The following is a 20327-nucleotide window of genomic DNA, read 5'->3' on the forward strand; positions in this document are numbered from 1 at the left end:
GTGGTCGCCATTCCGCAGTACATCACAAATGAGCCGTCATCCCCGCGAAAGCGGGGACCCAGAATTACGGCCTGATCCGACTTGCGCGAGACTCCTGGATCCCCGCTTTCGCGGGGATGACGCGCAAGTCTATTTGCGGCAGAAGTGCCTCGCCCTTCCCATCCCCTTCAATCCGGGAATCCCGCCATCGCCCGCACCTCGGCGGGGCTGTGCCCGGCCTCGCGCAGCGTGCGCAGCGATCTGGCACCGTCGCGCTTGGCGAGCCGTTCGCCGCGCTCGTTCACCAGCAGCCCGTGATGGTGATAGTCCGGCACGGCGAGCCCGAGCAGCGCCTGGAGCAGCCGGTGCAGGTGGGTCGCAAAGAACAGGTCCTGCCCCCGCGTCACCAGCGTGATCCCCTGCAGATCATCGTCCACCGTGACGCTCAGGTGATAGCTGGTCGGCGTGTCCTTGCGGGCGAGCACCACGTCGCCGAGGATTTCCGGCGCCGCCTCCTGCCAGCCCTGTGCCCGGTCGTGCCAGCGCAGCGGGCCGGCCAGCGCCTTGGCCGCCGCCACGTCAAGCCGCAGGGCGTAGGGGCCGCCGGCCGCCAGCCGTTCGGCGCGCAAGCTCTCGGGCAAGTGCCGGCAGGTGCCGGGATAGAGCAGCCCGTCCGGCCCGTGCGGCGCCTGTCCGGCGCGGGCCGCCTCCGCCGCGATCTCCTTGCGGGTGCAGAAGCAGGGATAGACGAGACCCAGCGCCTGGAGCCGGGCGAGCGCCGCGCGGTAGTCGTCGAAATGGTCCGACTGCCGGCGCACCGGCCCATCCCAGTCCAGCCCCAGCCAGGCCAGGTCGTCCATGAGGTCGGACTCGAAGACCGGCCGGCAGCGCCCGGCGTCGATGTCTTCGATGCGCAGGAGAAAGCGTCCCCCGGCCATGCGGGCTGCGCGCCAGCCGAACAGGGCCGAATGCGCGTGCCCGAGATGCAGATGCCCGGTCGGGCTCGGGGCGAAGCGGGTGACGGTCTCGGTCATGCCCGCCTTATAGCCGAAGCCTTGAGGGGCGGTGTACCGCGACTTTTCGGACGCACCCACCGGCCCCGGCGGTTCCCCCCGGGACCACAAGAGCCGATGGACCTGATCAGGAGCGGACCCGGATCATGAACAAGCCCCGATCAGAAATAGGGTCCGATCAGAAATAGGGCCCGATCAGAAATAAGGATTGTCCTTGATCGGCTCGACCGGGATTTCCTCGCCCTCGAGGTAGAGCGCCAGACGGCGCCGAAGCTCCTGGTCGAAGGCGTCGATGCGGCGCTGGCGGTCCCGCTCTTCACGTTCGCGGAGCTTGTCGGCAAAATCGATGATCGTGGCGCTCATGATGTTTCCCCGTGGAATACCGGGTCACCTTGCCAGCCTATGGTTAACGCCACGTAACCAGCCAAAGCGGGATTCCGCCGGTGCGCCGCGAATCTCTATTTGTCACACCTCCGGCCGGGTGAGGACTCATCCGTTCGAAGGTGAGGATGAAGGCTGCTTGACGCTTTGGTTACGATTACGCGCCGAAACACCCCGACATATTGAGTTCTTTCTCCAAATAATCTATGTATCTAGTGTACCTCTCGTAGCCGGCCCTTCGGCCGGCAGGGGTGCAGTCGAGACGCAAGTCAGGGAGTGGCCATTGGCTCCATCACCCGATCACTGTCCGGCTCTGGTGCTGAACGCGGACTTCCGCCCGCTCAGCTACTTCCCGCTGTCGCTCTGGTCCTGGCAGGAGGCCGTGAAGGCCGTCTTCCTCGACCGGGTCAACATCATCTCCGAATATGACCGCGTGGTGCGCTCCCCCAGCTTCGAGGTCCGCCTTCCAAGCGTGATCTCCCTGAAGGAGTTCATCCCGGCGACGCGGAAACCGGCCTTCACCCGATTCAACGTGTTCCTGCGCGACCGCTTCACCTGCCAGTATTGCGGCCAGCATTTCCCGACCCAGGAACTGACCTTCGACCATGTCACCCCGCGCTCGCGCGGCGGGCGCACGACCTGGGAGAATGTCGTGACCTCCTGTTCGGCCTGCAATCTGGCCAAGGGAAACCGGATGCCGCATGTCTGCGGAATGATACCCCTAAGTCCTCCCTTCCAGCCGACCGCCTACGTGCTGCAAGAGCATGGACGAGCCTTCCCGCCAAATTTTCTTCACGAAAGTTGGCGGGATTTTCTTTATTGGGACTCGGAATTGGATCCGCTCTGAGGCGGTTTTGCTCGAGATTGGAGGGTCTATGACTTAGGATGCTATAAAATCCTAAATTTCAGGGTTAATATTACTTTTGTACGCACCTTAGCTCTATAAGGATGCGTCACAGATCCGTGGAAGATGATAGAAAACAGTGTGCAAGCCTTAATCTGCGCACGCCCATCGACACATCTAAGTAAATTTCTGTCTTTCTAAAGATTGCTTATTTTTTGTATGATAATTCTCCCCATATAGGGCAAAGACAAATCTTTAAGCAAATTTCCGCAGAAGCAGAAGGTTGAATGAAAATTGCCTATAAAAGAAAAACGGTTTTCTCGAAATGACGGCTGGATTTTTCAGTACCGCATCAGGCCGTATCTACGATTTTTGAAGGAAGATGCCCTCGGGCAGCGACTGGCTGTCATAATGAGAAATCTTACCACAGTCTCTCCAGAAGGCCTGATTTCAGTTCATGGCTTAGGAGGGAAGAGTGTGCTTTGGTCACAGAAAATGACTGACTTAATAACAGAGTGCTCGCGCCGCGGCATTGATCCTGTAGATTTGGACTCGGATTTGTCGGGCATTCCTTTTCTACAGAAGGGTTCACTCGAAATAGCAAAAAGGAATGCTTCCTTGCATAAGGCATGGAGCGGCAAACCGGGCTACTATAAATACACTCAGAAAGAGTATGCGGAAAGCTTTCTTCGTAAGGGCCTTATGCGGATCGCGCCAGCATCTTCCTACAATAACGCCTCATATAATTCAGCGATCAAAGATGATGAATTGACAATAAAATCTTTTATATCGCCTTATGATTACGATCTTGGGTTCATAGATCCATACTATCTTAGAATTGCACCCGAACGTTGCCATATGTTCATTGACCAGAAAAAGCCGAGCGATCACTACCTTTTTTGCATTTCCGTGAGCTTTGATCTAAGATATTTTTTTGACTTTGGATGCAATGCATGTATCTGCATACATAATCAGGAGGAGTTTAAAACCCGTCTAGTCAATGCAGTATCACAGAAATTACAAAATTGGCACGTAAGCATGGGTCCAGCAGAATACATGGACCCTTATTTCATAACAACTTTACTTCCTGGGAACTCTCCGGAAATGTACTTCATTAAAGATTTCGAATACATGTATCAGTCAGAGCACCGCTTAGTCGCAATCCCTCCTGCTTATCATAATGCAGAGATGAGCCCATTTTTCGTAGAACTTGGCAGCCTAGAAGATATAGCGCGCATTGTAGAATTTACCTAATCTACTCATCCTTTCCCTCTCTTCGTGCCCGCATAGCCTGCCCTAAATGCGACCTAATACTTATGAACCAATCTTCCGCTTTGAATATTTCCTCAACAGGAACCTTAAGAATGTACCATCCAGCAACGCCAGTGTAATTGATCTCCACCTCATTAGTAACTGGGTTTAAGTACATGCCTTTTATTTCGAGCGCGCGAGGAACATGCTTCGCCTTGCTCTTTGACGCACGCCCTCCACTCATGCCGCCTCCCCCTTTTCTCGTAAAACTGATACTTAAGAACAACTCAGAACGCTTTTAGAACCGCTCCGACAGCCAGATGGCGGCGCGGGTGCCGGCCTTGATGGCCGCGGAGAGCGCCGGGTAGGCGGGCGCCATTTCCGCCTCGTTGGCGAGCCCGTGGTCGCGGTGCTCCAGCTCTTCCGCCTGAAACTGGCGGATGGAGTCCTTCAGCTCAGCCTCCTCGGGGCCGAGTTCCTCGAGCTGCCGCTCGTAATGGCCGTCGATGACCTCCTCCACCGCCACGGTGCAGGCCATCGCCGCGCGCTCTCCCAGCAGCGCCGTCCCGGCGCCCAGCAGATAACCGGCCACATGCCAGAAGGGCTGCAACAGGGTCGGCCGCACGCGCCGCTGCACGAGCTGGTTTTCGAAATAGCGCAGATGCACCGCCTCCTGGGCGGCCATGTGGCGCAGCAGCCGGCCGTGCCGGCCCTTGCCCATGACGGCGATCTGCCCCTCGTAGATGCGCTTGGCGCCGTACTCCCCCGCATGGTCCACGCGCACCAGCCGCGCCAGCCGCTGGTCCGGCCGCGGGTCGCCGGGAAGAGCACCGCGCTTGGGCCGGGGCGCGTTCGCCATGACCGGGTTCGGGGCCGGCTTCGGCGCGGGGGAGACGGCGGAGACGGTGGAAACGGCGTTGTGGGCGTTCGGGGTCGTCATGCGGCTTTCCTGGAAACCGGGGACATGGGCCACGCGGCGCGTGCCGCCGCGAAGGCGAAGAGGGACAGGGCCAGCGAGATCAGGACATTGTAGCCGGCCATCGACACGCCGAACAGCGACCAGGCCGCTTCGTCGCAGCGCACCACCGGCGCCGCCATCACCTGGGCGCGCAGTTCCTCCAGCGAGCTGGCCGATCCGGTGGCGCCGCAGCCGGCGGTGCCAGCCCACCAGTGCTGCTCCACCCCCACATGGAAGACGGCCACCCCCGCCCCAGCGAGCAGAAGCAGGCCGCACAGCCCCAGCAGCAGGGCCCCGGCCCTGCCCCGCCGCCGGAACAGCAGCGCCAGGACGGCCAGCGCCATCACCCCCACATAGGGCCAGCGCTGCCAGATGCACAGGACGCAGGGGGCATAGCCCAGCACGTACTGGAAGAAGAGAGCCGCTCCCAGCGTGCCGGCGCTGGCGAGCGCGAGCAGCAGGGCGGGGGCGGTCGGATCGGCGGCCTGATCGGCGAAGGTGGTGCGGGTCGTCATGGGCGGGGAGCTTAACGCGGCCGGCCGCGCGCGGCCAGACGGGGCGAATCACATTTCGGCGACGGCCAGCCCCGACGGGAACGCCACAACAAAAAGGCTTTGGCGGCTGGCCGATTTCCCTTTATATAGCAACCGTCTCCGGTTCGATCAGCCCTTGCTGGTCAGCTTTTCCCGGCCATGCGGGCGTGGTGAAATTGGTAGACGCGCCGGACTCAAAATCCGGTTCCGAAAGGAGTGTCGGTTCGAGTCCGACCGCCCGCACCACCGGCCCAGATACCCCCTTCCTCGCCCCTATCTTTCGGCGCTCCCCTTGTGCGCCGCCGCCGCGTCCGGTCGATCCGTGGACGCCGCATCCCAGCGCTGGTACAAGCGCGCCAGCCACCCCTTTCGATAGGACGATCCTTGCTGCGCGCGCTTTACGACTGGACCCTGCGTCTGGCGGGCCACCGCCACGCCACCTGGGCTCTCGCTCTCGTCTCCTTCGTCGAAAGCTCCTTCTTCCCCGTGCCGCCCGACGCGGTGCTGCTGCCCATGGCGGTGGCGCGGCGCGAGCGGGCCTGGTGGTACGCGACTGTCTGCACCGCCGCCTCGGTTCTGGGCGGAGCGGCCGGCTACGCCATCGGCTATTTCCTGTGGGAGGCGATCGGCCAGGCCATCGTCGATTTCTACGGCTATGCCGAGAAGTTCGAGCAGTTCAAGGGGCTGTACGAGGCCTGGGGCTTCTGGATCGTCGCCGGGGCGGGCTTCACCCCCTTCCCCTACAAGGTGATCACCATCGCCAGCGGCGTCGCGGAGCTGAGCTTCACCACCTTCATGGTCGCCTCGGTCGTGTCGCGCGGCGCCCGCTTCTTCCTGATCGCCGGGCTGATGTGGTGGTTCGGCCCGCCGATCCGCGCCTTCATCGAGCGGAACCTGGCCTGGCTCGCCACCCTGTTCTTCGTGCTGGTGATGGGCGGCTTCGTCGCGGTCCGCTACGTGATGTAGCCCCGTCATCGAACCCTTTGCCGCTCCACGCTGTTGCCCTGCGAAACGTGAACTCGCGGGAGTGGACAGGATGGAAAGCTTGCAGGGTGCGTCGGTGGTGATCACCGGCGCGTCGAGCGGGATCGGGCGCGGCACCGCGATCGCCTTCGCCCGGCGTGGGGCACGGGTAGCGCTGGCGGCACGCCGGGTCGAGCTGCTTCAGGAGGTGGCGGAGGAGTGCCGCGCGCTCGGTGCCGCCGCCCTGGTGGTGCCGACCGACGTCACCCAGCCGGACGCGCTGAGGCATCTCGCCGCGCGGGTGGAGGAGGCCTTCGGCGGGATCGACGTCTGGGTCAGCAACGCCGGCACCGGCGCGCTCGGCCGCTTCGACGAGACGCCGGTCGAGGCGCACCGCCGCGTGATCGAGACGAACCTGTTCGGCCCGCTCTACGGCGCCCATGCCGTGCTGCCGGTCTTCCGCCGCCAGGGCCGGGGCGTGCTGATCAACACCGTCTCGGTCGGCGCCTTCACCCCCGCCCCCTTCGCCGCCGCCTACGCCGCCGCGAAGTTCGGGCTGGAAGGGCTGATCGAGAGCCTGCGGGCGGAGCTGGCCGACACCCCCGCCATCCAGGTCTGCGGCGTCTACCCGTCCTTCACCGACACGCCGGGCATGCGGCACGCCGCCAACTACACCGGCCACGAGCTGGAACCGGAAAGCCCCTTCTACGACGACCCGATGGACGTGGCGGAGACGATCGTGGAGGTCGCGCTCAAGCCGCGCCGCCACGCGATGGTCGGGCTGCTGACCCCGCTGGCCCGGCTCGGCAACGCGGTCGCACCCCGGCTGGTGGAGAAGGTCGCCGGGCTGGGCATGAAGCGCCATTTCGAGCGGACCCCGCCCGCCCCCAGGACCGACGGCAACCTCTTCGAGCCGGTCGAGGCCGGGCGCGGCGTGGAGGGCGGTTTCCGCACCCCGCCGCCCTCCTGGATGTCGCCCGTGGTGATGGCCGGCGTCGCGGTGGCCGCCGCCACGGCCTATTCCAGCCTCGCCAAGCCGCGCCACCGCCGGCACTGAGCGCGCTGCCGGCGAGAAGCGGGCATTGAGGAAGGGGGCGGCTTCGTCCAGAATGCCGCCCCCGCCATCAGGGCGATTTTCCGTTCAAGAGACCAGAGATGCCGAGACCGGCGCCGCCGCGCGGGCGCACGCCCGCCCCTTCCCGCGCCCGCAAGCCCGACCACGCTCCCGGCCGCCCGCCGGCCCGCCCGGGCGCTGGACCCGGCAGCCATGCGGGCGGCGAGGAGCCGCGCAAGCTGTTCCGCGTGGCCGGGCTGCCCGCCGTCTCGGCCCTGTTCGAGCATGAGCCGGCACGGGTGGAGCGGCTGTTCTTCGAGGAGCGGTTCAAGCCGCAGGCCGGCGCCTTCTGCAAGGCGCTGGCGGCGGCGCGCAAGCCCTACCGGATGGTCGATGCGGAGGAGCTGTCGAAGGTCGCCGGCACGGTGCTGCATGGCGGCATCGTCGCCCTGATCGCGCCGCGCCCCGTGCCCGCCTTCGACACGGAAGCGGCGCGGCGCTGGGCGGCGGAGGACGGGCAGCCCCTGCTGATCCTGGACGGCGTCGGCAACCCGCACAATCTCGGCGCCATCCTGCGCACCGCCGCCTTCTTCGGGCTGCGCCGCCTCGTGGTGTCCGGCCATCCGGGCCAGGCCCTGCCGTCGGAGGCCGCCTACCGCGTCGCCGAGGGCGGCTTCGAATGGGTGGAGCTGTACCAGGCCACCGACCTGCCGCTCGCGCTGAAGCGGCTGCGTGGCACCTACCGCACGGTCGGCACGGCGCTCGGCCAGGGCCGCCAAGTGACCGACGTGGCGGGCCTCGCCAAGGGGGCCAAGCCCGCCGCCGTGATTCTGGGCAACGAGGAGGAGGGCATCCCCGCCGCCACGCTCGCCGCCTGCGAGGAGATCGTGACCATCCCCGGCAGCGGCCTCGTCCAGTCCCTGAACGTCGCCGCCACCGCCGCCATCATCATTCACGCGCTGGCGGCGGGGCGGTAGGCCCGGGGCGTCGATCTACGGCGCGAGCGCGATCATCAGCACCAGCGCCACGCCGGCGACGCAGGCAATGGGAAGCAGGTCCACCCCGTCATGGTCCCAGGTCGGGGCCTTCCTGGAGCCGTGCCCATGGCCGTGCCCGTGTCCGGTGCGCTCGCCGGGGCCGTCGTCGGCGAAGCCGTGCTTCGAGGGCACCGCGCCGGGGGCGGAGACGGCCGGGGCGGCGTAGCTCGCCATGGTAACGACCCCGTCGCCGCGGTTGTAGTCGGAGGATTTCGGGCGGTTCTTCAGCCACTCCTCGTCCAGATCGACGTCGATCCCCTCCCGCTCCAGCTCCTCCACCAGCACGGCGATCTCGCCCGGCGACAGGTTGTCCACCGGCAGGATCTGGCCGAGCTGCTCCACGCTGATGCGGTTGCCGTTCTGCTTGCCGAGGGTGCGGAGGCGCGTCCGGGTGGCGTCGTCGATCTGCATGCTTCCTCTCCTGATCCGGGGTTGTCCCTTGAGCGTCGGTTGCGTGCGGTCAACGCGGGAGCCCGCTGGCGGGTCCCTCGCGGCACGCCTGTCTTTGAAATGGGTCCTCTTTCACCTGTGTCTTCCTTCACATGGGATGGCGGAAGGCCGTTTCGACCTCCCGCCGCATCTCCTCCTCCTGCCCCTGGTAGCGCGGGGAGAAATGGAAGGGCACGACCCGCTTCGCCCCGGCCATGGCGGCGAGCCGGCCGGCCTGTCCGGTGGTCAGGTGCCGCTTGAGAGCGGCCAGCTCCGTGTCGGCGGCGCGGAAGGGCGACTCGATGAACAGCACGTCCACCCCGCGCGCCAGATCGGCGATGCGCGCCGCCGTCTGGGGCGTGAAGGCCGTGTCCACCACATAGGCGATGGCCTGCCCTGCCGTGACCAACAGCGCCTCCGCCCGCAGCCGGCCCAGGGGCAGCACAGTCTCCGTCCCGTCGCGGCCCGGCGCCGCCACCGGCCGGTCGTCCGGATCGCCGCGCAGCACCGCGCGCTTCAGCGCGCGCAGCCAGGGGCCGACGGCGAGGCCCATCGCCTCCAGCCGGTCCTTGAAGACGTTGACGTGCGCCGGCTCCTCGACGCGGTAGGCGAGGCTCGGGATGCCATGGTCGAGTGTCGCGTAGCGGACGGTCAGCGCCTCCTCCCGGACCAGCACCCCGTCCTCGAACCGGATGCGGCGCTCTCCCTCGCGCACGAAGCGGCGGCGGCTGTGGAAGGCAGCGGTCAGGGCGGAGCCGTCCTCCTCCAGCGCGGTGGCGGTGACGGCGAAGTCGGCGGCGTAGCCCGGTGCCAGGTTCCATGTGTAGGCGGCGAACTTGCCGGCGACGTTGTCCACGAAGCCCGGCGGGCCGAACAGGTGAAGCGCCTTCTCCCGCCCCAGGCAGAGGCGCAGCAGCCGGTCGAATCCGGCGAAATGGTCCATGTGGGCGTGGGAGACGAAGGCGTGGCCGACGCGCAGCAGCCGCCGCGCCGGCACCGGCTCCAGATCGCCGAGGTCGAACAGCAGGCAGCGCCGCTCGAACCGCAGGTCCACGAGCAGGCCGGGGTCCCCGAAGGGCGGGTTGACGAGCTGCGGGTGCAGGAGCGGCTTCAGCGCATCCCTCCATGGCCGTGGTGCATGCCGCCAACCGCCACGCCCGCGCCGGGTTCCGGACGGCGGCGGGGGTGGGCTTGTATTGCGGGGCGGAGCGCACGAAATTGAGTCGCCATCGCGCCGCAAGATGTTGGATCCCCAGGGATCCGGCCGGAAGGAAGGCACCCCCATGTTCGCCCAGTATCTGCGCAAGTCCCCCGAAATGCCCCGCCCGGAGGAGGCCCTGCCGGGCCGCGGCGAGGAGGTGGCGGTGCCCGCCGGGCACTTCATCCTCGGCAACCCGTTGAAGCCGCCCTTCCCGGCGGGGATGGAGGTGCTGGACCTCGGGCTCGGCTGCTTCTGGGGGGCGGAGCGCAAGTTCTGGAAGATCCCCGGCGTCTGGACCACGGCGGTCGGCTACCAGGGCGGCTACACGCCCAACGCCACCTACGAGGAGGTCTGCTCGGGCCGGACCGGCCACACCGAGGCGGTGCGCGTCGTCTACGACCCGGCCAAGGTCAGCACCGAGGAGATCCTGCGCGCCTTCTGGGAGGCGCACGACCCGACCCAGGGCATGCGCCAGGGCAACGACGTCGGCACCCAGTACCGCTCGGCCATCTACGTCCACAACGAGGCCCAGCGCCGGGCCGCCGAGGCGACGCGCGAGGCCTTCCAGGCCCGGCTGCGGGAGGCCGGCTACGGCCCCATCACCACGGAGATCGCCGACGCCCTGCCCTTCTACTACGCGGAGCATTACCACCAGCAGTATCTCGCCAAGAATCCCGACGGCTATTGCGGCCTGGGCGGCACCGGCGTGACCTGCCCGGTGTGACGCGAGCCCCCGGCCGGGGGTGGGGCAAACCCGAGTGAGACATTCGGGAGACAGGCTTGCTTCCCGGCGAAGGGGGTAATCCCTCGCGGTTGCTTCGCGGCGGGCGTTGCGGGTATGGTTCCGGCGGTCCATGAAAGCTCCAGGGGTTCTCCCCCGGGCGCCGCCCGCGAACACCGCATCAAACACCATGATGAAGGAAAGAAACGAGCTGGCCACGCCCGCCCTGAGCGGCCTGCTCGACTTCTGGCTCACCAAGAGCGCGCAGGGGACACCACCCGTGTCCTCCTCGATCGCTCCGGCCGATCTGCGGCCGTGGAAGGACAATATTGTCGTCTTCGAAGTCATCGGAGAGGATGACTTCGTCTATTCCTATTACGGCAAGGCGTTGGCCGAGGCCTTCGGCCATTCCCGGCTGGGCGCCACGCTGGACGAATTGCCGGCGGAGCAGCGCGCCATCCTCTACCCGGAATACGCGACGGTACGGCGCGAGCGCCTGCCCATCGCGCGCGTCTACACGGCCGATTTCAGCGGCGTGACGCGGACCTGGGAGCGGCTGGTCCTGCCCATGTCCAGCGACGGCGAGGAGATCGACAAGCTGCTGGTCGCCGCCTACGAGATCGCCCCCTCCGAAATCGCTCCCGCCGACATCGCCCCCCCCGACGTGGCCGAGTCGTCCCTCGCGCCGGCCGCCGAAGAGGCGCCGGACGTTTCGCCCGCCCAGCCCGGAAACGGCGAGACGGCGGAAACGGAACCGGTGGACTCGGAACCGGCCGATCCGGCCCGGACGGACGCACCGGCGGAGCGGAGCGCTCCGGCCGAGGACGCGTCCGCTGGACCGGATGAACCGGACGCGGCACCGCCGGCCGACGGCGCGCCGATCGGCGCCGAACCGGCCGGCGCCGCCCCCATCGGCGCCGAGCCGCTGCCCGGCGAACCGCTGCCCGGCGAGCCGCCTGGGGACGCGCCACGCGGCGAAACGCCGCGGACGGAGGACGGCCTCCAGGACGGCAAGCCCACTTCCACACAGCAACCGGATTTCCCGGCATGACGCGCACGCCCCATCTCTCCGCTCCCCTCACCCAGTCGGGCGTCGTCACCGCCGACGAGTTCAATCTGTGGTGCGCGCTGAACGGCCGCCCCTTCAACCTCGTCCCCAACGCCCGGCCGGACGGCCGACTGCTGTGGGACGTGGAGGTGCTGCCGGGAACGCCGCGCGCCGGCACGGTCTATTCGACCAACCTCGCCGAGGAGCCGCTGGCCGTGGTGGCGGGCTTCGCCTTCCTGTCCGGCGTGGAGTGGGCCTACGAGGCGCGCCCCACCGAGCAGGAGGCCGCCCCGGTTACCGCCTCCTCCCCGCGAGCCGCCGAACCGGCTTCCGTGGCCGAGGCCCCGCACGCTCCGGAACCGGCCGTCGCGGAGCCCCTACACTCGGCCACGGTTCTGCCCTATCCGGGCATTCCCGCCATCACGGTGGCGGGGACACCGGTGGAGCCTGACGAGCCCCTGTCCGTCCCGGGCGAGGGCTACGCCCTGCCCTCGGTCAGGCTGCTCCAGGCGCCGCCGCCGCGCCCGCCGCAGCAGCATGACGAGACGGTGCTGGCGCTGAACGCCCGCACGCTGGAGACGGTGCTGCGGAACTTCCGCGTGCGCGGCGAGATCATGGACGTGCGTCCCGGCCCCGTCGTGACGCTCTACGAGCTGGAGCCGGCGCCCGGCACCAAGTCGGCCACGGTCATCAACCTGACCGACGACATCGCGCGCTCCATGAGCGTGATCACCGCCCGCATCGCCATCGTGCCCGGCCGCAGCGTCATCGGCGTGGAGCTGCCGAATCCCGTGCGCGAGATGGTCTATCTGCGGGAGATGTTCGACCACGACACCTTCCGCGGCACGCAGGCGCAGCTCGCCATCGCGCTCGGCAAGGACATCAGCGGGGAGCCGGTGGTGGCCGACCTCGCCCGCATGCCGCACCTGCTGGTGGCCGGCACGACCGGCTCGGGCAAGTCGGTGGCGATCAACACCATGATCCTTTCGCTGCTCTACCGGCTGCCGCCGGAGCGCTGCCGCTTCATCATGGTAGACCCGAAGATGCTGGAGCTGTCGGTCTATGACGGCATCCCGCACCTGCTGACCCCCGTCGTCACCGACCCAAAGAAGGCGGTGATCGCGCTGCGCTGGGCCGTGCGCGAGATGGAGAGCCGCTACGAGGCGATGTCCAAGCTCGGCGTGCGCAACATCGAGGGCTACAACGCCCGCATGGCGGAGATGATCGCCAACGGCGAGAAGATGCCGCGCCGCAGCCCGGCGGGCGGCGACGCCGAGACGGTCTTCGACCTGACCCCGCAGGAGCCGATGGCGCTCCCCTACATCGTGGTCATCGTGGACGAGATGGCCGACCTGATGCTGGTGGCCGGCAAGGAGATCGAGGCGGCGATCCAGCGGCTGGCGCAGATGGCGCGCGCGGCGGGCATCCACCTGATCATGGCGACCCAGCGCCCGTCGGTGGACGTCATCACCGGCACCATCAAGGCCAACTTCCCGACCCGCATCAGCTTCCAGGTCACCTCCAAGATCGACAGCCGCACCATCCTCGGCGAGGCCGGGGCGGAGCAGCTGCTCGGCCAGGGCGACATGCTCTACATGCAGGGCGGCGGCCGCATCACCCGCGTCCACGGCCCCTTCGTCTCGGACTCGGAGGTCGAGGAGATCGTCCAGTTCGTGAAGGCGCAGGGTGCCCCCAACTACGTCACCGCCATCACCGAGGAGGAGGAGGAGGCCTTCGCCGACGAGGAGGAGGATGGCGCCGGCGGGGCCACGGGCGACGACCTCTACATGCAGGCCGTCAACCTCGTGGTGCGCGAGGGCAAGGTGTCGGTCAGCTTCATCCAGCGCCAGCTCCAGATCGGCTACAACCGTGCCGCCCGGCTGGTCGAGCGCATGGAGACCGAGCGGGTGGTCAGCGCCGCCAACCACCAGGGCAAGCGCGAGGTGCTGCTCTCCGCCGCCGGCCTCTCGGCCAAGCGCGCGGGCGTGTAAGGGGGCGGCCGGCCATGGACGGCGCCGCGCATTTCGAACGGCTGGCCCGCTACAACCGGTGGGCCAACCGGCGCCTCTATGAAGGCGTGGCGGCGCTGTCCGACGCGCAGTACCGAGAGGACCGCGGAGCCTTCTTCGGCTCTCTGCGGGGGACGCTGAACCACCTGCTGGTCGCCGACCGCATCTGGCTGCGGCGCATCGAGGGCACGGGTCCGCAGCCGTCGTCGCTCGACGAGATCCTCTTCGACGGGCTCGACGAGCTGCGCGCCGCCCGCGAGGCGGAGGACGAGCGCATGCTCCGCCTCGTTTCCAGTCTGGACGAGGCCCGGCTGGAGAGCATCCTCGCCTACCGCAACTTCCGGGGCCAGGAGGTGGAGATGCCGCTCGGCCCGGTGCTGACGCACGTCTTCAATCACCAGACCCACCACCGCGGCCAGGCTCACACGCTGCTGAGCCAGTTCGGCCGGGAGGCGCCGGTCCTCGACTTCCTCTACTTCCTGCTGGAAAGATAAGGGAGAGTCCCATGAGCGCGTCCGATTCGGGTTTCATCAGCGATCCCGCCGAACTGGACGCGCTCTACGGTTCGCCCGGCGCGCCGTCGCTGAGGAAGGAGGTCGGCTTTCTGACCTCCGGCTACCGCGCGCTGATCGAGGCCTCTCCCTTCCTGGTGCTGGCCACATCCGGTCCGGAAGGGCTGGACTGCTCCCCGCGCGGCGACGCGCCGGGCTTCGTCCGCGTGGCGGACGAGCGCACGCTGCTGATCCCGGACCGGCGCGGCAACAACCGCATCGACAGCCTGCGCAACATCGTCCGCGACCCGCGCGTCGCCCTGCTCTTCCTCATCCCCGGCATGGACGAGACCCTGCGCGTCAACGGCCGCGCCGGCGTCACCGCCGACCCGGCGCTCCGCGAGAGCTTCGCCGTGGACGGCAAGGCCCCGAGGACGGTGGCCGTCGTCACCATCGAGTCCGTCTTCTTCCAGTGCGCCCGCGCCCTGCTGCGCAGCGGCCTCTGGAACCCGGACAGCCGCATCGACCGCGCCACCCTCCCCTCCACCGGCGCCCTGCTGGCCGAGGCCAGCAACGGCCAGGAAGGCGGAGAGGAGTACAGCCGGTCGCTGGCGGAGCGGCTGCTGAAGTCGCTGTATTGACAGGGCACGGACCAGCTGTTTTGATGTCGGTCGGCCGTGAATTCCCTCTCCCCTCCGGGGAGAGGAAGGGGCCCAGCCCGTAAGGGCTGGGAAGGTGAGGGCCGGCGTCCGGAGGACGCCACAAAGGAGCCAGAGGCTCCTTGCCTAATTTTCCACCCTCACCCCGGCTCTTGGCGAATGCCTAAAGCATTCGCCTGCCGCCGACAGCGCAAACTCCGTTTGCGCGAGAGGCCCTCTCCCGGGACGGGAGAAGGCTTTCTGCTCTGCTTTGATTGAGAACATCCAAAGCGACGAGCGCAGTTCGTGGCGTGTTCTCCGAAAGGGAGCGGAGTGTGATCTTCAACCGTTGGCTTTCGGCCTTCGGGTGATCACGACGCTGATCAAGCGCACGGCCGGACCAGACACCAGCGAACCACTCCGCATTCCAGTGTATGGCAGTGCCTGCTGCTGCATCAATCCAAAAGGCAACCTCACGCCCCCGGCACATGCCGGTAGGCGAGCACCATGGCCGGGCGGCCGTCGGCGTCGGCGAGCGGGAGGAGCAGGTCCACGAAGCGCACGCCCGGCAGCATGGGGTCGTCGCGGACGAGGAAGGCCTGGGCATCGCCCTCGGCGAGGCAGGCGCGCAGGTCGCGCTGAAGGCGGAGTGCCGCGTCGGCGGGATGGCAGGCGCTCACCAGCCGGGCGGCCGGGCGCAGGCCCATGCGGCGCTGGAGGGAGCGGCCGCAGGAGCGGTAGACGAAATCGAAGCTGCCGGGCACCGGCTCCAGCAGGGCGAGGCGGGGCAGCCCGTCGCGCAGCTGCGCGGTGTCGATCTCGGCGGCGCGCGGCAGGGCGCCGCGCTTCTGCCGCAGGCGCAGCCAGTAGGCGTGGAGGATCTGCGCTGCCGGTGGGATGCGGTCCAGCTCCAGCCGGTCGGAGCGGCAGATCACGGGCTCCGGCGCTGCCGCCGGGGCCGGCGCGGGGACCGGCACCGTGACGGGCTGCGGCGCGGGCTGGACCGGCGCCGGGCGCGCCACCGTCTGTGCCATTGCCTGCACCGGGGCCTGCACCGGCGCCTGCACGGCCACTACGGGGGCGGCGCCCGCCAGCGCCAGGGCCGGTTCCGGGCGGGATGCCGGCGGCTGGCGCTCCGGCAGGCCGCCGTGCTTCTTCATCATCGGCAGGGCCGACCAGGCCGTGCAGGTGTGATAGCCCTTGGTGACCTTCCGGTAGTCCTGGCTGCTCGCCGTGCGGCACTCGCCCTCGACGCTGTAGCGCTCGACATGGACGAGCGTGTGGTCGTCCGACAGCGCGCGCTCGCCGGCCCACGAGATGCAGGCGGCGCAGGCGCGGCTGTCCTTCGCAAAGGCGTGGCTCATGGGGGCGGAACTCCAGACGGGAATAGCCCGATTGATGCCGGGCTTTCGGCGGGGGTTCAAGCGCCGCCTCGCTCGCCCGGCGCTTTGTCCCAGCCCTGTGGGTTTTCGGCATCCCCGGCCCGCGGGCCCCTGTCCTATCCTTGCCTCGCATGCGTGCCCGCGCGCGATTTTCAGGCATGCGCACATTGATCGCACCCGGCACTTCCCCAGGGCGGGGTTAATCCCTATAAAGGGGCCTCGCAACGACATCACCCCCGCCTTCTCCCTCCGCGCCACGAAGGGAGGGGGCTTTTGCTGACCGAACGTCGAGAAGCGGACCCATGCCCAAGCGCACTGATATCAAATCCATCCTCATTGTCGGCGCGGGGCCGATCGTTATCGGCCAGGCATGCGAGTTCGATTACTCCGGCGTCCAGGCGTGCAAGGCGCTGCGCGAAGAGGGCTACCGGGTCATCCTGGTGAACTCGAACCCGGCCACCATCATGACCGATCCGGGCCTCGCCGATGCCACCTACATCGAGCCGATCACCCCGGCCGTGGTGACGAAGATCCTGGAGAAGGAGCGCCCCGACGCCCTGCTGCCGACCATGGGCGGCCAGACCGCGCTGAACACCGCCATGGCGCTGTCCGACGACGGCACGCTGGAGCGGCTGGGCGTGGAGATGATCGGCGCCAAGCGCGACGTCATCGCCAAGGCCGAGGACCGCATCCTGTTCCGCGACGCCATGGACGCGCTGGGCCTCGAAAGCCCGCGCTCGCGCATGGTCAAGACCTTCGACCAGGCGCTGGAAGCGCTGGAGCTGGTCGGGCTGCCGGCGATCATCCGCCCGAGCTTCACGCTGGCCGGCACCGGCGGCGGCATCGCCTACAACCGTCAGGAGTTCGAGGAGATCGTGCGCGGCGGCCTGCGCGCCAGCCCGGTCGGCGAGGTGCTGATCGAGGAGTCGGTGCTGGGCTGGAAGGAGTATGAGATGGAGGTCGTCCGCGACAAGGCGGACAACTGCATCATCGTCTGCGCCATCGAGAACATCGATCCGATGGGCGTCCACACCGGCGACTCGATCACGGTCGCACCGGCGCTGACGCTGACGGACAAGGAATACCAGATCATGCGCAACGCCTCGATCGCGGTGCTGCGCGAGATCGGGGTGGAGACGGGCGGCTCGAACGTGCAGTTCGCGGTCAACCCGAACACCGGCCGCCTCATCGTCATCGAGATGAACCCGCGCGTGTCGCGCTCCTCGGCGCTGGCCTCCAAGGCCACGGGCTTCCCGATCGCCAAGATCGCGGCGAAGCTCGCCGTCGGCTACACGCTGGACGAGCTGACCAACGACATCACCGGCACCACCCCGGCCAGCTTCGAGCCGACGATCGACTATGTCGTCACGAAGATGCCGCGCTTCACCTTCGAGAAGTTCGCCGGCACCGAACCGCTGCTGACCACCTCGATGAAGTCGGTCGGCGAGGCCATGTCGATCGGCCGCACCTTCCAGGAATCGGTGCAGAAGGCGCTGCGCTCCATGGAGACCGGCCTGACCGGCTTCAACGAGCTGAAGATCGGCGGGCTGGATGAGCCGGACCCCACCACCATCCGCGGCGCGCTCGCCAAGCCGACTCCGGACCGGCTGCTGGTCATCGCCCAGGCCTTCCGCCACGGCTTCTCGGTCGCCGAGGTCCAGCAGGTCTCCAAGTACGACCCCTGGTTCCTGGAGCAGATCAAGGCCATCACCGACCGCGAGGCGGCGATCCGCGCGGACGGCCTGCCCACCAGCCACGCCGGCTGGCTGCGGCTGAAGCAGATGGGCTTCGCCGACGCCCGCCTCGCCGAGTTGACCGGCACGACGGAGGACGAGGTGTCCGAGGCGCGCCGCGCCGCCGGCGTGAAGCCCGTCTACAAGCGCATCGACACCTGCGCCGCCGAATTCGCCTCGCGCACGCCCTACATGTACTCGACCTACGAGACGGACGGCAGCGGCGAGGCCGAGTGCGAATCCGACCCGACGGAGCGCCGCAAGGTCGTCATCCTCGGCGGCGGCCCGAACCGAATCGGCCAGGGCATCGAGTTCGACTATTGCTGCGTCCACGCCGTCTACGCGCTCCGCGAGGCCGGCATCGAGACGATCATGGTCAACTGCAACCCCGAGACCGTCTCGACCGACTACGACACCGCCGACCGCCTCTATTTCGAGCCGCTGACGGCCGAGGACGTGGTGGAGCTGGTGCGCGTCGAGCAGAGCAAGGGGACGGTGCTCGGCTGCATCGTGCAGTTCGGCGGCCAGACCCCGCTGAAGCTGGCGGCCGCGCTGGAGAAGGCGGGCATCCCGATCCTCGGCACCTCGCCGGACGCCATCGACCTGGCGGAGGACCGCGAGCGCTTCCAGAAGCTGCTGCACGAGCTGAAGCTGAAGCAGCCGGCCAACGGGCTGGCCCGCTCGCTGGAAGAAGCGGAGAAGGTGGCGGAGACCATCGGCTTCCCCGTCGTCATCCGCCCCTCCTACGTGCTGGGCGGCCGGGCGATGGAGATCGTCCACGACATGGCCGGGCTCCAGCGCTACATGGGCACCGCCGTGAAGGTGTCCGGCAAGAACCCGGTGCTGATCGACAGCTACCTCCAGGACGCCATCGAGGTGGACGTGGACGTGGTGTCGGACGGCACGGAGGTCTACATCGCCGGTGTCATGGAGCACATCGAGGAGGCCGGCATCCATTCGGGCGACAGCGCCTGCGCCCTGCCGCCCTACTCGCTGGCCAAGGACGTCATCGCCGAGATCGGCCGCCAGGGCGAGGCGCTGGCCCGCGCGCTGAAGGTCGTCGGGCTGATGAACGTGCAGTTCGCGGTGAAGGACGGCGACGTCTACATCCTCGAGGTCAACCCGCGCGCCTCGCGCACGGTGCCCTTCGTCGCCAAGGCCACCGGCACCGCCATCGCCAAGATCGCCGCCCGCGTCATGGCCGGGGAAAAGCTGTCCTCCTTCACGCTGAACGGCCCCAACCCGCCGCACACCGCCGTGAAGGAAGCCGTCTTCCCCTTCGCCCGCTTCCCCGGCGTGGACATCGTGCTCGGCCCGGAGATGAAGTCCACGGGCGAGGTCATGGGGCTGGATCACAGCTTCGCCCTGGCCTTCGCCAAGTCGCAGCTCGGCGCCGGGGTGAACCTGCCGATCACTGGCTGCGTCTTCATCTCGGTCAAGGACCGCGACAAGCCGGCCCTGGTGCCGGTCGCCCGCAAGCTGCACGCCATGGGCTTCCGCATCATCGCCTCGGCTGGCACCGCCAAGGCGCTGCGCGCGGCCGACCTGCCGGTCGAGCCGATCAACAAGGTGGTCGAGGGCCAGCCGCACATCGTGGACGCGATGATCAACGGCGACGTGCAGCTCGTGCTCAACACCACCGAGGGCGCGCAGGCGCTGGCCGACAGCTTCAGCCTGCGGCGCACGGCGCTGACCTACAACATTCCGTACTACACCACCGTGGCCGGCGCGCGCGCGGCGGTGGAAGCCATCGAGGCGCTGCGGAATGGCAGTCTTGAAGTCGCGCCGCTTCAGTCGTACCTTAACGGATCGTATTGAGGGTTCGAGACGGCGCGGCGGCATCCCCGCCGCGCCGTCTCTTTCCCTGCTGCCCCGTTTGACGATGTTTTCGGCTGAAATCGGTAGTGGACCGCGACCCATGGAAAAAGTTCCGATGACCGCGGCGGGTTACAACCGCCTTGTTGAAGAGTTGAAGCACCTGAAGAGCGTGGAGCGGCCCAACGTCATCAAGCAGATCGCCGAGGCCCGCGAGCACGGCGACCTGTCCGAGAACGCGGAGTACCACGCGGCGCGCGAGCGCCAGAGCTTCATCGAGGGTCGGGTGGCCGAACTCGAGGACAAGATCAGCCGCGCCGAGGTGATCGACCCGGCCAAGCTCTCGGGCGATACCGTCAAGTTCGGCGCGACCGTCACGCTCGCCGACGAGGACACCGACGAGGAGATCACCTACCAGATCGTCGGCCAGGACGAGAGCGACATCAAGCAGGGCCTACTCTCCATCCAGGCCCCGCTCGCCCGCGCCCTCATCAACAAGTCCGTCGGCGACAGCGTGGAGGTCTCCACCCCCGGCGGCTCCAAGATGTACGAGATCGTCACGCTCAGCTTCCGCTGAGGCGCGCGAGCGGAGGGGATCGGTTTGAAGCGACGGCCGCCGGGGGCAACTCCGGCGGCCGTTTTGCTTGTGCGCCCAGCATGGGCGTTCTCTTGTGGGTGGAAGTCCCACCGTAAGCTGATCACGGCGAGCGAAGTGAAGCGCAACTGCGGAAGGGCGACCGACCGTGGGGAGGAAGCGCGGATCGAAGCCGCGGGCCGATGAACAAGAACCGGATATGAGGCGCTGCCGACCAGGGCGAGCGGGCAAGCAACCGCGAAGCTCTCGTGA

Annotated in this window: 19 protein-coding genes and 1 tRNA gene; 13 read left to right on the forward strand and 7 right to left on the reverse strand. The window is 67.6% G+C overall.

The genetic code is table 11. The features are described 5' to 3' along the window. Window positions 1-167 precede the first annotated feature (167 nt). Window positions 168-1013 (reverse strand): tRNA glutamyl-Q(34) synthetase GluQRS, encoded by an 846-nt coding sequence (gluQRS, locus tag JUB11_RS06120; RefSeq protein ID WP_207457263.1) that lies wholly within the window; start codon window positions 1011-1013, stop codon window positions 168-170. 174 nt (window positions 1014-1187) lie between these two features. Further along, window positions 1188-1355 (reverse strand): hypothetical protein, encoded by a 168-nt coding sequence (locus JUB11_RS06125; RefSeq protein ID WP_207457265.1) that lies wholly within the window; start codon window positions 1353-1355, stop codon window positions 1188-1190. Between the two features lie 301 nt (window positions 1356-1656). Between JUB11_RS06125 and JUB11_RS06130 the strand changes: the two genes are divergently transcribed. Both JUB11_RS06130 and JUB11_RS06135 read left to right on the forward strand, forming a co-directional pair. Then, window positions 1657-2220, forward strand: coding sequence for an HNH endonuclease (locus JUB11_RS06130; RefSeq protein ID WP_207457267.1), 564 nt, complete (start codon window positions 1657-1659; stop codon window positions 2218-2220). A gap of 408 nt (window positions 2221-2628) precedes the next feature. Next, window positions 2629-3471 carry a hypothetical protein gene (locus tag JUB11_RS06135; RefSeq protein WP_207457269.1) on the forward strand — a complete coding sequence of 281 codons (843 nt, stop codon included), beginning with the start codon at window positions 2629-2631 and terminating at the stop codon, window positions 3469-3471. A gap of 295 nt (window positions 3472-3766) precedes the next feature. Here the strand turns inward: JUB11_RS06135 and JUB11_RS06140 are convergent, their stop codons facing one another. Both JUB11_RS06140 and JUB11_RS06145 read right to left on the reverse strand, forming a co-directional pair. Beyond that, the gene (locus JUB11_RS06140; RefSeq protein ID WP_207457356.1) at window positions 3767-4327 is read right to left on the reverse strand and encodes a demethoxyubiquinone hydroxylase family protein; all 561 of its coding nucleotides are present in this window, start codon (window positions 4325-4327) and stop codon (window positions 3767-3769) included. Window positions 4328-4404: 77 nt separating this feature from the next. Beyond that, complete coding sequence (locus tag JUB11_RS06145) at window positions 4405-4941, reverse strand: disulfide bond formation protein B (protein ID WP_207457271.1); 537 nt, start codon at window positions 4939-4941, stop codon at window positions 4405-4407. Window positions 4942-5120: 179 nt separating this feature from the next. Between JUB11_RS06145 and JUB11_RS06150 the strand changes: the two genes are divergently transcribed. From JUB11_RS06150 to JUB11_RS06165, 4 genes are all read left to right on the forward strand, one after another. Further along, window positions 5121-5205, forward strand: a tRNA-Leu gene (locus tag JUB11_RS06150). Window positions 5206-5343: 138 nt separating this feature from the next. After that, a complete protein-coding gene (locus JUB11_RS06155) occupies window positions 5344-5925 on the forward strand; it encodes a YqaA family protein (RefSeq protein ID WP_207457273.1) in 582 nt (193 codons plus the stop codon). Window positions 5926-5995: 70 nt separating this feature from the next. Further along, window positions 5996-6979: an SDR family oxidoreductase gene (locus JUB11_RS06160; RefSeq protein WP_207457276.1), complete on the forward strand. Its 984-nt coding sequence runs from the start codon at window positions 5996-5998 to the stop codon at window positions 6977-6979. Window positions 6980-7077: 98 nt separating this feature from the next. Beyond that, window positions 7078-7953 carry an RNA methyltransferase gene (locus tag JUB11_RS06165; protein WP_207457278.1) on the forward strand — a complete coding sequence of 292 codons (876 nt, stop codon included), beginning with the start codon at window positions 7078-7080 and terminating at the stop codon, window positions 7951-7953. Window positions 7954-7968: 15 nt separating this feature from the next. Here the strand turns inward: JUB11_RS06165 and JUB11_RS06170 are convergent, their stop codons facing one another. Continuing rightward, window positions 7969-8424, reverse strand: a complete 456-nt coding sequence (locus JUB11_RS06170) for a hypothetical protein (protein ID WP_207457280.1) — start codon at window positions 8422-8424, stop codon at window positions 7969-7971. Between the two features lie 127 nt (window positions 8425-8551). Continuing rightward, window positions 8552-9826 carry an MBL fold metallo-hydrolase gene (locus JUB11_RS06175; RefSeq protein WP_348771367.1) on the reverse strand — a complete coding sequence of 425 codons (1275 nt, stop codon included), beginning with the start codon at window positions 9824-9826 and terminating at the stop codon, window positions 8552-8554. Between JUB11_RS06175 and msrA the strand changes: the two genes are divergently transcribed. The 5 genes from msrA to JUB11_RS06200 all read left to right on the forward strand — a co-directional run bounded on the left by msrA (window position 9726) and on the right by JUB11_RS06200 (window position 14553). Further along, window positions 9726-10367 carry a peptide-methionine (S)-S-oxide reductase MsrA gene (gene msrA, locus JUB11_RS06180; protein WP_207457283.1) on the forward strand — a complete coding sequence of 214 codons (642 nt, stop codon included), beginning with the start codon at window positions 9726-9728 and terminating at the stop codon, window positions 10365-10367. The genes JUB11_RS06175 and msrA overlap by 101 nt on opposite strands. Before the next feature lie 187 nt (window positions 10368-10554). Next, entirely contained in the window at window positions 10555-11415 is an 861-nt protein-coding gene (locus tag JUB11_RS32640; protein ID WP_247886876.1) for a hypothetical protein, read from the forward strand. After that, window positions 11412-13403 carry a DNA translocase FtsK gene (locus JUB11_RS06190; protein WP_207457285.1) on the forward strand — a complete coding sequence of 664 codons (1992 nt, stop codon included), beginning with the start codon at window positions 11412-11414 and terminating at the stop codon, window positions 13401-13403. The genes JUB11_RS32640 and JUB11_RS06190 overlap by 4 nt, the downstream gene beginning before the upstream one ends. 14 nt (window positions 13404-13417) lie before the next feature. Beyond that, window positions 13418-13915 (forward strand): DinB family protein, encoded by a 498-nt coding sequence (locus JUB11_RS06195; RefSeq protein ID WP_207457287.1) that lies wholly within the window; start codon window positions 13418-13420, stop codon window positions 13913-13915. 11 nt (window positions 13916-13926) lie between these two features. Beyond that, on the forward strand, window positions 13927-14553 hold the full coding sequence (locus tag JUB11_RS06200) for a pyridoxamine 5'-phosphate oxidase family protein (RefSeq protein WP_207457289.1): 627 nt from the start codon (window positions 13927-13929) through the stop codon (window positions 14551-14553). A gap of 470 nt (window positions 14554-15023) precedes the next feature. Here JUB11_RS06200 and JUB11_RS06205 read toward each other — a convergent pair whose 3' ends face one another. Further along, a complete protein-coding gene (locus JUB11_RS06205) occupies window positions 15024-15914 on the reverse strand; it encodes a hypothetical protein (RefSeq protein ID WP_207457291.1) in 891 nt (296 codons plus the stop codon). Window positions 15915-16234: 320 nt separating this feature from the next. Between JUB11_RS06205 and carB the strand changes: the two genes are divergently transcribed. Further along, entirely contained in the window at window positions 16235-19483 is a 3249-nt protein-coding gene (carB, locus tag JUB11_RS06210) for a carbamoyl-phosphate synthase large subunit (RefSeq protein ID WP_207457301.1), read from the forward strand. Window positions 19484-19583: 100 nt separating this feature from the next. After that, complete coding sequence (gene greA / locus JUB11_RS06215; protein ID WP_207457303.1) at window positions 19584-20057, forward strand: transcription elongation factor GreA; 474 nt, start codon at window positions 19584-19586, stop codon at window positions 20055-20057. The last annotated feature ends 270 nt before the right edge of the window (window positions 20058-20327 follow it).

The sequence above is a fragment of the Azospirillum sp. SYSU D00513 genome (assembly GCF_017356015.1).
GTDB lineage: Bacteria > Pseudomonadota > Alphaproteobacteria > Azospirillales > Azospirillaceae > Azospirillum.